Annotated in this window: 13 protein-coding genes; 8 read left to right on the forward strand and 5 right to left on the reverse strand. The window is 73.3% G+C overall.

What is annotated here, in order from left to right; all coding sequences use genetic code 11:
* Positions 1-26 precede the first annotated feature (26 nt).
* The 4 genes from VLI41_RS12860 to VLI41_RS12875 all read left to right on the forward strand — a co-directional run bounded on the left by VLI41_RS12860 (position 27) and on the right by VLI41_RS12875 (position 2,846).
* The gene (locus tag VLI41_RS12860; RefSeq protein WP_325268482.1) at positions 27-695 is read left to right on the forward strand and encodes a DnaJ C-terminal domain-containing protein; all 669 of its coding nucleotides are present in this window, start codon (positions 27-29) and stop codon (positions 693-695) included.
* A gap of 43 nt (positions 696-738) precedes the next feature.
* The gene (gene aroC, locus VLI41_RS12865) at positions 739-1,863 is read left to right on the forward strand and encodes a chorismate synthase (protein ID WP_325268483.1); all 1,125 of its coding nucleotides are present in this window, start codon (positions 739-741) and stop codon (positions 1,861-1,863) included.
* Positions 1,864-2,059: 196 nt separating this feature from the next.
* On the forward strand, positions 2,060-2,575 hold the full coding sequence (locus VLI41_RS12870) for a response regulator (RefSeq protein WP_325268484.1): 516 nt from the start codon (positions 2,060-2,062) through the stop codon (positions 2,573-2,575).
* A gap of 82 nt (positions 2,576-2,657) precedes the next feature.
* The gene (locus VLI41_RS12875) at positions 2,658-2,846 is read left to right on the forward strand and encodes a hypothetical protein (protein WP_325268485.1); all 189 of its coding nucleotides are present in this window, start codon (positions 2,658-2,660) and stop codon (positions 2,844-2,846) included.
* 12 nt (positions 2,847-2,858) lie between these two features.
* Here VLI41_RS12875 and VLI41_RS12880 read toward each other — a convergent pair whose 3' ends face one another.
* From VLI41_RS12880 to queC, 4 genes are read right to left on the reverse strand one after another with little or no spacing between them, the layout of a single operon-like run.
* The gene (locus VLI41_RS12880; RefSeq protein ID WP_325268486.1) at positions 2,859-3,221 is read right to left on the reverse strand and encodes a VOC family protein; all 363 of its coding nucleotides are present in this window, start codon (positions 3,219-3,221) and stop codon (positions 2,859-2,861) included.
* 33 nt (positions 3,222-3,254) lie between these two features.
* Positions 3,255-3,650 (reverse strand): 6-carboxytetrahydropterin synthase, encoded by a 396-nt coding sequence (locus tag VLI41_RS12885; protein WP_325268487.1) that lies wholly within the window; start codon positions 3,648-3,650, stop codon positions 3,255-3,257.
* Between the two features lie 27 nt (positions 3,651-3,677).
* Positions 3,678-4,310, reverse strand: a complete 633-nt coding sequence (gene queE / locus VLI41_RS12890) for a 7-carboxy-7-deazaguanine synthase (protein ID WP_325268488.1) — start codon at positions 4,308-4,310, stop codon at positions 3,678-3,680.
* On the reverse strand, positions 4,307-5,029 hold the full coding sequence (queC, locus tag VLI41_RS12895) for a 7-cyano-7-deazaguanine synthase QueC (RefSeq protein ID WP_325268489.1): 723 nt from the start codon (positions 5,027-5,029) through the stop codon (positions 4,307-4,309). Before queC ends, queE begins: the two co-directional genes overlap by 4 nt.
* 137 nt (positions 5,030-5,166) lie before the next feature.
* Here queC and VLI41_RS12900 point away from each other — a divergent pair, with 137 nt between their 5' ends.
* From VLI41_RS12900 to VLI41_RS12915, 4 genes are all read left to right on the forward strand, one after another.
* The gene (locus VLI41_RS12900; RefSeq protein ID WP_325268490.1) at positions 5,167-6,276 is read left to right on the forward strand and encodes a response regulator; all 1,110 of its coding nucleotides are present in this window, start codon (positions 5,167-5,169) and stop codon (positions 6,274-6,276) included.
* A gap of 100 nt (positions 6,277-6,376) precedes the next feature.
* Complete coding sequence (locus tag VLI41_RS12905) at positions 6,377-7,189, forward strand: chorismate mutase (protein ID WP_325268491.1); 813 nt, start codon at positions 6,377-6,379, stop codon at positions 7,187-7,189.
* A gap of 48 nt (positions 7,190-7,237) precedes the next feature.
* Entirely contained in the window at positions 7,238-8,383 is a 1,146-nt protein-coding gene (hisC, locus tag VLI41_RS12910) for a histidinol-phosphate transaminase (protein ID WP_325268492.1), read from the forward strand.
* A gap of 3 nt (positions 8,384-8,386) precedes the next feature.
* Positions 8,387-9,319: a prephenate/arogenate dehydrogenase family protein gene (locus VLI41_RS12915; RefSeq protein WP_325268493.1), complete on the forward strand. Its 933-nt coding sequence runs from the start codon at positions 8,387-8,389 to the stop codon at positions 9,317-9,319.
* Here the strand turns inward: VLI41_RS12915 and VLI41_RS12920 are convergent.
* Positions 9,316-11,913, reverse strand: a 2,598-nt coding sequence (locus VLI41_RS12920; RefSeq protein ID WP_325268494.1) for an ATP-dependent DNA helicase, incomplete at its 5' end; no start/stop codon positions are given. The two genes, VLI41_RS12915 and VLI41_RS12920, sit on opposite strands and share 4 nt — an antisense overlap.

Below are 11,913 nucleotides of genomic sequence, written 5' to 3' on the forward strand. Positions count from 1 at the left end.
CCTCAATGGCCAAGGCGGCGCCACAGATGAGCTTGAGCGAGGCCCGCGCGCTGCTGGGCGTGGGCGCCGCCGCCGACGCCCAGGACGTGCGCCGCGCCTTCCGCAGCGCCGCCAAGTCCGCCCATCCCGACCGCACCGGCGGCCCGGCGGAACCGTTCCAGCGGCTGGTCGAGGCCTGCCGGCGCCTGGAACGCGCCACCGGAATCGCCTGGGCCGATCCGCTGCCGCCGAAAGACGAGCCGGGCAAGCTCTATGTGAGCCCGCTGGTCGCCTGGGGCGGCGGCTGGGCCGAGCACCGCACGCCGGATGGCCGCAAGCTCCGCATCCGCTGTCCGGTCGGCCTGCGCAGCGGCGATGAGGTGCGCGCCGAAGGCGTCGTGCTGGAGGTGACGGTGCGCAACGGGCCGGACATGCAGGTGCGTGGCCACGACCTGTGGATGACGGTGGCCGTGCCGCCCGAGACGCTCGCCGGCGGCGGCCGTCTCGCCGTGGTCACCCCGATCGGCCGCCGCGTGCTGTGGGTCTCCAAGCGGGCCGGCGAGCGGCGGCTGCTGCGCGCGCCCGGGCTGGGTCTGCCGGCCCGCGGCCGCCACCCGGAGGGCCACCTGTTCGTCCGGCTCGCGCCGAAGGCGGGGCCGCTGGACTCGGCGGCGCGCGCGCTCCTCAAGCGCTTCTCCGCCGCCTGGGCGGCCTGAGCCGTTTGGCCGGCCGCCCGGCTTCCGCTAGAAGCGGCGGCGCATGAGCCACAACACCTTCGGCCACCTGCTGCGCGTGACCACCTGGGGCGAGAGCCACGGCCCGGCGCTGGGCTGCGTGGTCGACGGCTGCCCGCCGGGCATCCCGCTGAGCGAGGCGGACATCCAGGGGTTCCTCGACAAGCGCCGTCCGGGCCAGGGGAAGTTCGTCACCCAGCGGCAGGAGCCCGACGCGGTCCGCATCCTTTCCGGCGTGTTCTCCGACGAGCGCCATCCCGAGCAGCTGACGACGGGGACGCCGATCTCGCTGATCATCGACAACGTCGACCCGCGCAGCCGGGACTATTCGGAGATCGCGACCTCGTTTCGCCCGGGACACGCCGACTACACCTATTTCGCCAAGTACGGCGTGCGCGACTACCGTGGCGGCGGGCGCCAGTCGGCCCGCGAGACCGCCGCACGGGTTGCGGCCGGGGCGATCGCGCGCAAGATCATCCCCGAGGTCGCGATCCGCGGCGCCGTGGTGCAGATCGGGCCGCACGCGGTCGATCCGGAGCGGATGGACTGGTCGGCGGTCGGCGAGAACCCCTTCTGGTGCCCGGACGCGGAGATGGTCCCGGTCTGGGAGGCGCACCTGGAGACCGTCCGCAAGGCGGGCTCCTCGACCGGCGCGATCGTCGCCGTGGAGGCGCTGGGGGCGCCGCCCGGCTGGGGCGCGCCGGTCTATGGCAAGCTCGACGCCGAGCTCGCCTCGGCCCTGATGTCGATCAACGCCGCCAAGGGGGTGGAGATCGGCGCGGGCTTCGCCGCCGCGGCGCTGTCAGGCGAGGAGAACGCCGACGAGATGCGGGCGGGGAACGACGGGCCGGTGTTCCTGTCGAACCGCGCCGGCGGCATCCTGGGCGGCATCTCCACCGGCCAGCCGGTGACCGCGCGGGTGGCGTTCAAGCCGACCTCGTCGATCCTGACGCCGCGCCGCAGCGTGGACGAGGCGAACGCCGAGATCGAGCTGCGCACCAAGGGCCGGCACGATCCCTGCGTCGGCATCCGCGCCGTGCCGGTGGTGGAAGCCATGGTCGCCTGCGTGCTGGCCGACGCCTTCCTGCGCCACCGTGGGCAGACCGGCGGCGGCGCCTTCGCGCCCGGGGCGAGCGGGCGGGGCGCCTGACCGCAGGTCGCGACGACACGTCACAAGTCCCGCTTGCAGGAGGATAATTCACTCGCGACAAGGGTTTAGGCGCATTTTCGCGGCGGTCGATTTCCGGTTGACCGGTTGCGTTACACGCCCGTAATTCAGCGCCACATTCGCGTGCCGCGACGCGTATAGCGCGTATCGGCGCCCCTTAGGACAGCAACGGCCGCCTGTGCGATACGACCTGCTCCGCATCCTCCTGGTCGACGACAACCACTACATGCGGGTGCTGCTCGCCGAAATCCTGCGCGCGATCGGCGTCAAGGAGATCTACGAGGCCAACGACGGGGCCGAAGGGTTGCAGATGATGCGCAACCACCCCGTCGACATCGTCATGACCGACCTGTCGATGCAGCCGCTCGACGGCATCGACTTCGTGCGCCTGCTGCGCAACTCCCCCGACAGCCCGAACCAGATGTGCCCGGTGGTGATGATCACCGGCCACTCCACCATGCAGCGGGTGGCCGAGGCCCGCGACGCCGGGGTCAACGAGTTCCTGGCCAAGCCGCTGACCGCCCGCGGCGTCATCGAGCGCATCAGCCAGGTGGTGGAGAACCCCCGCTCCTACGTCCGGACCGGCGACTACTTCGGTCCCGACCGCAGGCGCCGGCAGGACCCGAAGCACGAGGGCCCCTGGCGCAGGTCGACGGACCCGGCGCAGCAAAAGGCCGCACCGGAGGACGAATAGGTCCCACGTCGGCCTCTGGCATGATGGCGCAGTTCCGGAGTTCCAGATGCCTCGCCTCAGCACCGCCTTGAGAGTCGCAACCGTGACCGCCGCGGCCGCGGCGCTCTGCGGATGCCTCGCCACGAGCGTGGCGGGCGCTGCGGTGGGCGTCACCGGGGCGGCGGTCGGCGTGGCCGGCAAGGCGGTCGGCGAGACGGTGCACGTGGGCCACGTGGCCGTCGACGCGGCGACCGGCGGCGGCGGGAAATCGGACAAGCCCGAGGGGCAATAGCGCGCAGCCCGGTCAGCCTGCCGAGGCCGGCGGCTCCCACAATTCGACGGGGTTTCCCTCTGGATCCTGGATGCGGGCGAACCGGCCGGTCTCCGGGCTGTCCCAGGCGGGGTCCGTCGTGACCGAAATCCCCGCGTCGCGGAGCGCCGAAACCAGCCCATCCAGGTCCCTGACCCGGAAGTTGATCATCCACTGCCGGTCGGCAGCGAAGTGCTCGGTGTCACGGGAGAACGGCATGAACACGGTCGGACCGGCCTCTTGCATCCATTGAAACCCATCGTCAGCCACCAGGCCCAGGTGCGTTCGATACCAGTCCAGCAGGGCCTCGGCGTCCGTCGCCCGGAAGAAGACGCCGCCGATACCCACCGCAGACATCAAATGGCCCCCCACGTCGCGCCCAGCGGGAGCCTAGGCTTCGCCGTTTCCCCGGTCCAGAACCAGAGCGCAGCTCTCGTTGATGGTCGGCCGCGAGACGACGATGCGGCAGAGGCCCGGGAAGGCCGGCCCCAGCCGATCGGCGAAATAGAGGCACAGGCGCTCCAGCGTGGGGCTCTCCAGGCCCGGCTTCTCATTGAGCAGGCCGTGGTCGAGTTCGCCGGCGATGGCGCGAAGGGCGCTCTCGAGCTCCGCGAGGTCCGCCACCCAGCCGACCGGGGGCTGGGCTTCGCCGCGGACCGTCGCTTCGACGCGGAAGGAGTGGCCGTGCAGGCGCGTGTAGGGGCTGCCCACAGGGCCGCCGGCCGGCAGGTGGTGCGCCGCATCGAAGGTCGCGGCCTTGGTGATCTCGAAGGTTGGGGAGCTCATGAGGTCCGATCGGGCGCCGAGCCGGGCTCAGGCGATGCCCAGGTATTTGTGGGTCTGCAGGCTTAAACGCCAGCGGGGATGGGCAAGGCAATAGGCGATGGCCGCGCGGGTGGCGGCCTCGCGCTCAGGGCCGTCCATCGGCTGCAGGAGGAAGCGCTCGAAGGCGAGCGGCTCGAAGCGGGCCGGATCGACGCCCGGCTGCGGATAGACCAGCTTCAGCTCCTGGCCCGAGGTCTGGGCGAGCGGGGCGTCGGCCTTGGGGCTCACGCAGATCCAGTCGATCCCGGGCGGGGCGGCGATGGTCCCGTTGGTCTCCAGCGCGATGGAGAACCCGCGCGCATGCAGCGCCGCGATCAGCGCCTCGTCCACCTGCAGCAGGGGCTCGCCGCCGGTCAGCACCACCAGCCGGTCGCCCGCGCCGCCCGCCCAGGCGCCCTCGATCGCCTCGGCCAGGATCTCCGGGCCCGCGAAGCGGCCCCCGCCCGGCCCGTCCAGGCCCACGAAGTCGGTGTCGCAGAAGCTGCAGACGGCCCCCGCCCGATCCTGCTCGCGCCCCGACCACAGATTGCAGCCGGCGAAGCGGCAGAACACGGCCGCGCGGCCCGCCTGCGCCCCCTCCCCTTGCAGGGTGAGGAAGATCTCCTTCACGGCGTAGCTCATGCGGCGATCGCAGGCCGTCCCTGCGCCACCCATTCGCGCCAGCCGCGGGCGCGCAGCTCGCAGGCCGGGCAGCTCCCGCAGCCGTAGCCCCACTCGTGCGCCGTGCGCCGCTCGCCGAGATAGCAGGTGTGGCTCTCGGCGCGGACGATCTCGACCAGCGCATCGCCACCCAGCCGCTTGGCGAGCGCCCAGGTCTCGGCCTTGGTGAGCCGCATGAGCGGGGTCTCGATGACAAAGTCCTGGGCCATGCCGAGGTTGAGCGCCGTCTGCAGGGCGTCCAGCGTGTCGCGCCGGCAGTCCGGATAGCCGGAGAAGTCGGTCTCGCACATGCCGCCGACCAGCACGCCGAGCCGGCGGCGGTCCGCGAGGGCGGCGGCGTGGACCAAGAACGCCAGGTTGCGGCCCGGCACGAAGGTCGAGGGCAGGCCCTTGTCAGTCATCTCGATGGCCCGCTCGTCGGTGAGCGCGGACTGGGCGACCTCGCCGAAGCCGCGCAGGTCGAGCATGTGGTCCTCGCCCAGCCGGGCCGCCCAGGTTGGGAACTGCCGGACGACCGCGGCTTTGACCGCCTGGCGCGCCTCAAGCTCCACGGAGTGGCGCTGCCCGTAGTCGAAGCCCACCGTCTCGACCCGCGCATAGCGGTCGAGCGCCCAGGCCAGGCAGACGGCGGAGTCCTGCCCGCCCGAGAACAGCACCAGGGCGCCTGCGGCTTCGGTCATGGCGCCCATATGCGCGCTCGACCGCCGAATCGGAAGCTCGGGCCCGATCCCTGGCGCCGCATCGATCCAGGAGGCTTAACGAGTTCGCAAGCGGCAGGCGGCATGCTCACCGCCTCGTGTCGCAGAGCCGGTCGCCCATGTCCCTGCCCGAGTTCATCTTCGAGCGCATCGCCTCCGACATCCGGCAGCAGATGACCGGCATCCTGGCGCTGACGGAGCAGTTGGCGCGGCAACGGCTGAGCCCCGACGCCCAGGCCTGCGCCAGCGGGGTGGCTGAATCCGCCGCCGCGGTCCGCCGGATGCTCGACGCCGCCTTCGACCTGCGGGCGATGCACACCGAGGGCCTGGCGCTGGCGCCGGCCCCGATCAGCCTGCGCGACCTGATGGACGAGATCCAGGAACACTGGCGACCCACGGCCGCCATGGGCGGCGTCACCCTGCTGGTCTCCTATGACGGCGACCCGGAGCTGAAGGTCATGGCCGATCGCCGGCGGCTGGTGCAGGCCTTCGACGGGTTCATCGGCGAGGCGGTGGCGAGCGCCCGGCGCGGCGCCGTGGAAGCGAGCCTGAAGGCGATCGCGAACGAAGGGACCGTGCGCATTGAGGCGCAGGTCCGTGGCGGCGCCGACGCCGACTGGAGCGGCCGGGACCTGGAGAGCCGGGTGCGGAGCGTGGACAGCCGCTTCGGCCTGGAGGTCGCGCTGGGCGTGGCGCTCGCCCGCCAGATCGTAGGCGACCTCGGCGGCGAGCTGGCGCCGGCGTCCCAGGAGGGCGGCGGCCAGAGCGTTCGTTTCGAGCTCGCCCTGCCCAGAGCCGAGGATTCGCCCGAAGATGATCGCAAGCTCACGACCCGCCCGGCGCATGTGCTGATCGTCGACGACAACGCCACCAACCGCATGGTCGCCCGGGCGCTGTGCGAGATGTTCGACTGCACCTGCGAGGCCGCCAGCGACGGGTTCGAGGCGATCGACGCCGTCCAGGCCGCGCGCTTCGACCTGGTGCTGATGGACATCAAGATGCCGCGCATGGACGGGATCTCGGCCGCCCGCGCCATTCGCGCCCTGCCGGGCGCGGTGGGCGGCGTGCCCATCGTGGCCCTGACCGCGAACGCCGATCCCGACGACGCGGCCGGCTATCTCGCCGCCGGGATGGACGGCGTGGTCGAGAAGCCCATGAAGCCGGAGCACCTGCTGGCTGTCCTGCAGCAGGCGCTGGACGGGGCCGAGGCCGAAACGGCCGCCGTCTGAGCGTCGGACCGTTGCGGCTGCAACATTTTTGCGGCGAGACGGCCTATTGCGTGGCAACCCGCAATGACCTAGGTCGCGGGCCTTCGTTCCGGGGGAGAAAATGGCCCAGGCCAAGCCGAGCATGCCCGCCCAGCCGCCGAGCCTGGCCGAGGTGCGCGAGCGGATCGACGCCATCGACGCCGAGCTGCTCCGGCTGGTCGACGAGCGGGCGAGCCTGGCGAGCGTGGTGGCCGCCGCCAAGACCGCCGCGGGCGAGGCCGGCAAATTCGGCCTGAGGCCGGCGCGCGAGGCGCAGCTGCTGCGCAAGCTCCTGGCCAGCCCGCGGCGCGGCGCGACCCCGGCCCTGGTGGTGCGCATCTGGCGCGAGCTGATCGGCGAGAGCCTGCTGGTGCAGGGCCCGTTCAGCCTCGCGGTCTGGGGCGACGGCGATGCGGCGCGCGCGGTGGAGCTCGCCCGCCTGCGCTTCGGCGCCGCGCCGGCGCTGAAGCAGGCCCGACGGCCGGAGGACGCGCTGGCGGCGGCGCGCAAGCTGGGCGGAGTGGCGGTGGTGGCGCTTGCGCCCGACAACGCCTGGTGGGGCCGCCTGCTGGCGGAGCCGAGGCTCCGGGTGTTCGCCGCCCTGCCCTGCTTGGCCGCCTGGGGGCCGCTGTCGGCCCTGGCGGTGGCCGACGTCGAGGTGGAGCCCTCCGGGGCGGACAACACCTTCTGGGTCACCGACGCCCCGCAGCCGGCCTCGGCGATCGAGCACGCGCTGAGCCGCGACGGGGTGGCGGCCACGCCGCTGGTGCAGGCCGGCGGGCTGAAGCTGTTCATGCTGGCGGGCTTCTACCAGCCGCACGACGCGCGGCTGGCCCGTGCGCCCGGCTCGCTTTCCGGCGTGATCGGGGCTGCGCCGAGCCCGCTGGACGTGTAAGAGGCGACGCCTCGGCCGTCATCGGCTCCCACGTCCATCAAGTCCGGAATGTCCCAGTCATCTCCCACCATCCCGGGCGCCGTCTCCGACCGGGCGAACGCCGATCGTCCGATCCCGAAGCCCGGCATCGTGGACATCCGCCCCTATGTGCCGGGCAAGGCGAAGGCCGAGGGGATCGACAGGCCGGTCAAGCTCTCGGCCAACGAGAACGCCCTGGGCTCCAGCCCCAAGGCCCGGGAGGCCTACGCCCAGGCCGTCGAGGGCCTGCAGGCCTATCCGGACCCCAGGACCTCCATCGTGCGCGCCGCGATCGCGGAGAAGTTCCGGCTGGAGCCGGAGCGGCTGATCTTCGGCTGCGGGTCCGACGAGGTGTTCGCCCTGCTCAACCAGGCCTTCCTCGAGCCCGGCGACAACATGGTGCAGGGCCAGTACGCCTTCGCCGCCTTCGCGATCGGGGCCCGGGCCTGCCAGGCGGAGGTGCGCTCCGCCCCCGAGCCCGGCTTCCGCATCGACGTCGACGAGCTGCTCGGGTGCGTGGACGAGCGCACCCGGCTGGTGTTCCTGGCCAATCCGGGCAATCCGACCGGCACGTGGATCCCGTTCTCCGAGGTCAGGCGGCTGCACGAGGCCCTGCCGCCCAGCGTCGTCTTGGTGCTCGACGGCGCCTATGGCGAATTCTGCCGGGACCCGGCGTTCGACGATGGCCTCGAGCTCGCCAGGTCCGCCGCCAATGTCGTGGTGACCCACACCTTCTCGAAGCTCTACGGGCTGGCCGGGCTGCGGATCGGCTGGGGCTACGGGCCGCTGGAGATCGTCCAGGCCGTCGACCGCATCCGGCTGCCGTTCAACACCACCGTCCCGGCGCAGGCAGCCGCCGTGGCGGCGCTCGGCGACGAGGCGTTCAAGCAGGCCTCGATCGATCTGGTGGAGCGCTGGCGGCCGTGGCTCACCCAGCAGCTCGGCGGGCTGGGGCTGGACGTGATCGGGCCCTCGGCGGCGAACTTCCTGCTGATCGGCTTTCCGAAAGCGCCCGGCAGGACCGCCACGGAGGCGGAGGCCTTCCTGGCGGCCCGCGGCCTGTTGCTGCGCACGCTCTACAACTACGGCCTGCCGGACCACCTGCGGCTGACGATCGGGCTCGAGGACCAGAACCGGGCGGTGATCGACGCGCTCGCCGAGTTCATGCGGAGCTGAGGGGTGGCCGAGGCGATCTACCCCAAGCTGGCGGTGATCGGCTGCGGCCTGATCGGCTCGTCGCTGATCCGGGCGGCGCGGGCGGTGGGCGCGGTCGGCGAGATCGCCGTGGCCGACGCCTCCGAGGCGGTGCGCCGCCGGGCCGGCGAGCTCGGTCTGGGCGACCGGGTGACGGCCGACGTGGCCGAGGCGGTGCAGGGCGCGGATCTCGTGGTGTTCGCCGTGCCGGTGATGGCCATGGGCGAGGCGGCCCGCGCCGCCGCGGCGGGGCTGAAGCCCGGCGCGACGGTCACCGACGTGGGCTCGGTCAAGGCCCAGGTGGCCGAGGCGCTGAGCGAGGCCTTGCCGGAGACGGCCTTCGTCGTGCCGGGACACCCGATCGCCGGCACCGAGCAGTCGGGGCCGGACGCCGGCTTCGCCGAGCTGTTCCACAACCGCTGGGTCATCCTGACGCCGCAGCGGCGGGACGACGATCCCTACCTCGAGGCGGTGCAGCGGCTGGCGGACTTCTGGACGGCGCTGGGCGCCCATGTCGAGCGGATGGACGAGACGCACCACGACCTGGTGCTCGCCGTGACCAGCCACCTGCCGCACCTGATCGCCTACAACATCGTCGGCACGGCGGCCGACCTGGAGGAAGTCACCCAGGCCGAGGTGATGAAGTATTCGGCAGGCGGGTTCCGAGACTTTACTCGCATCGCGGCGTCCGATCCGACGATGTGGCGCGACATCTTCCTGGCCAACCGAGAAGCCGTGCTCGAGATACTCGGGCGGTTCACGGAAGATCTGCAGGCGCTCAGCCGGGCGATCCGCTGGGGCGAGGGCGACAAGCTGTTCGAGCTGTTCTCCCGCACCCGCGAGATCCGCCGCGGCGTCATCGCCGCCGGCCAGGAGAGCCCCGCCCCCAACTTCGGGCGCGACCGGCAGCGCAGCTAACCTCCGAGGAACGCCGCCACCGCCTCGATCGCCTCGACGAGGGAGACGCGCTGCAGGGCGACGCCTTCGGGGAGCGAGGAGAACAGGCGGGTGGGGGCGGCGGCGTCGAGCATGACGAAGCAGCCCTTGTCGTCGGCCCGGCGGATCAGCCGGCCGAACGCCTGGGCGATGCGGCCGCGCGCCACCGCGTCGTCGTAGCCCTTGCCGCCGAACCGCGCCCGGCGCGCCTTGTGCAGGATGTCGGGGCGCGGCCAGGGGATGCGGTCGAACACCAGCAGCCGCAGCGAGCGGCCCGGCACGTCGACGCCGTCCCTCACCGCATCGGTGCCCAGGAGGCAGGCGTCCTCCTCGGCGCGGAAGATGTCCACGAGCGCCCCCACCTCCAGCGGATCGACGTGCTGGGCGTAGAGCGCGAGGCCCTTGTCGGCCAGCGGCGCGGCGATCCGCTCGTGCACCGCCTTCAGCCGGCGGATGGCGGTGAACAGGCCAAGCCCGCCGCCGCCCGCCGCCAGGAACAGCTCGCGCATGGCGGCCGCCACCTGGCGGGGATCGTCGCGGCCGACGTCGGTGACCACGAAGGCCCGCGCGTTGGCCGGATAGTCGAACGGCGAGGCGAGCTTCAGGGTCTTCGGCCGCTCGGGCAGCCGCGCCGCCCCGGTGCGCATCTCGGCGAGCGCGAAGGGATCGTCGAGCGTCGGGTCGGTGAGCGTCGCCGAGGTGACCAGCACCCCGTGCGCCGGCGCGATGACGGCGTTGGTCAGGGGCTCGGTGGGATCGACCCAGTGGCGGCGGCAGGCGGCGTCCACCACCCGGCCGTAGAGGAAGGTGGCGTCGAACCAGTCGACGAAGTCGGGGTCGTCCTCGGCGTCCTCGTCGATGGCCCGGAGCATCGAGCGCCAGGCGGGCAGCATCATCCGGGCGCGGCGGTCGAGGCCGCGCAGCGCGCCCTCGATGCGGGCCCGCTCGGTCGCGCCCAGCGTCGCGGCCTCGGCGTCCAGCAGGTCCTCCAGGCGGCGGGCGAGCGCGGCGAGCGGCGCCTCGACGGCGGCCAGCGCGGCGGCCGCCTGGCGGGCCGTGTCGCGGACCAGGTCGAGCGCCGGGCGGGCGGCGCACTCCATGCCGACCTCGGAGGGCGCGGCGCGCGCCCGGAGCTGCTCCAGCACCGCCACCAGGAAGGCCTCGATCGGCCCGATCGGGTTCACCTCGCCGTTCGGCGGGCAGATGCGGCCGGACCAGCCCTCGCCCGGCAGGGCGGCGGCGGCGCGGGTCGCCTGGACGAGCGCCGCCTTGGCCTCGTCCGCCTCGCCCAGCACGTCCAGCAGTCGCGCCTCCAGGCCCCGCCCCCGCCGGCCGCGCCCCTCCGGCCCGCGGATCCAGCGGCGCAGCTCGGCGGCCTCGGCGCCGGAGAGCGCGGCGGAGAAGGCGCTGTCAGCCGCGTCGAACAGGTGGTGGCCCTCGTCGAAGACGATGCGCCGGAGCTGGCTGGTCTCGCCGTCGGCCTTGGAGCCGCGCGCGGCGCGGGCGCCGTCGAACGCCGCCTGGGTCATCACCAGCGCGTGGTTGGCGATCACGATGTCGGCGCGCCTGGAGGCGCGGATCGCCTTCTCCACGAAGCACGCGCGGTAGTGCGGGCAGCCGGCGTGGATGCACTCGCCGCGCCGGTCGACCAGGTTGGCGGGGCTGGCCGCGGCGGCCGGCGAGACCGCGAACAGGGTGGGCAGCCAGGCCGGGAAGTCGCCGCCCGTCATGTCGCCGTCCTTCGAGGCGCGCGCCCAGCGGGCGGCGAGCGCCATGCCCACGAGGTCGCCCGCGCCCAGCTGCGCGGCGTTCGCCTGCTCCTGGAAGTTCAAGAGGCAGAGGTAGTTCTCCCGGCCCTTGCGGACCACCGTGCGGCGGGGGCGAGGCGTGGAAGATGCTCCCCCTGTGGGGGAGCTGTCCCGGAGGGACTGAGGGGGTTGCGAGGCAGAATCGGCGGACTTCAACCCCCACCCGCCCTCTGGGCCACCTCCCCCGGATCGGCGCTCCGCGCCGGGGGGAGGATCCGGATAGAGCCACCGGCTCTCGCGTTCGATCTGGCGCTGCAGGGCGCGGGTGTAGGTGGAGACCCAGACCGCGCCGGCGTTGGCCTCGGCCCACAGCGAGGCGGGCGCGAGGTAGGCCAGGGTCTTGCCGACCCCGGTGCCAGCCTCGGCCAGCATGAACCGCGGCTCGCCCTCGCGCTCGCGGGGCTGGAAGGCGTGCGCCGCTTCGGCGGCGTACGCGGCCTGGGCGGGGCGCGCCTCGTCGAGCCCGGCGCGGGCCAGGAGCTCGGCGAGGCGGGCGGCGGCGGCGGACGGATCGAGCGGCTTGGAGCCCGGCTCGCCGGCCGGGGCCTCGGCCTCCCACTCGTAGATGCGCGCCCAGACGTCGAGCCCGGAGGTGCGGAAGGCGTTGCCGACGGGCGCCGAGCGCAGGGCGGCGATGGCGGCGACCCCCCAGGGCCAGCCGGCGCGCGAGAGCGTCTCGGCGATCGCCAGCGCCTCCTCGCGGGAGGGCTCGGGCGCGGCGGCGAGCTCGGCCAGCAGCAGGGCGCAGACTTCGCGCAGCGCCGCGGC

The sequence above is a fragment of the Phenylobacterium sp. genome (genome assembly GCF_035475775.1).
Lineage (GTDB): Bacteria > Pseudomonadota > Alphaproteobacteria > Caulobacterales > Caulobacteraceae > Phenylobacterium.

Bases quoted from the DNA above. Each gene is read 5' to 3' on its own strand.
- VLI41_RS12860 (WP_325268482.1), top strand. From the start codon at position 27: ATGAGCTTGAGCGAGGCCCGCGCGCTGCTGGGCGTGGGCGCCGCCGCC.
- aroC (WP_325268483.1), top strand. From the start codon at position 739: ATGAGCCACAACACCTTCGGCCACCTGCTGCGCGTGACCACCTGGGGC.
- VLI41_RS12880 (WP_325268486.1), bottom strand. From the start codon at position 3,221: ATGTCTGCGGTGGGTATCGGCGGCGTCTTCTTCCGGGCGACGGACGCC.
- VLI41_RS12885 (WP_325268487.1), bottom strand. From the start codon at position 3,650: ATGAGCTCCCCAACCTTCGAGATCACCAAGGCCGCGACCTTCGATGCG.
- queE (WP_325268488.1), bottom strand. From the start codon at position 4,310: ATGAGCTACGCCGTGAAGGAGATCTTCCTCACCCTGCAAGGGGAGGGG.
- queC (WP_325268489.1), bottom strand. From the start codon at position 5,029: ATGACCGAAGCCGCAGGCGCCCTGGTGCTGTTCTCGGGCGGGCAGGAC.
- VLI41_RS12900 (WP_325268490.1), top strand. From the start codon at position 5,167: ATGTCCCTGCCCGAGTTCATCTTCGAGCGCATCGCCTCCGACATCCGG.
- VLI41_RS12905 (WP_325268491.1), top strand. From the start codon at position 6,377: ATGGCCCAGGCCAAGCCGAGCATGCCCGCCCAGCCGCCGAGCCTGGCC.
- hisC (WP_325268492.1), top strand. From the start codon at position 7,238: ATGTCCCAGTCATCTCCCACCATCCCGGGCGCCGTCTCCGACCGGGCG.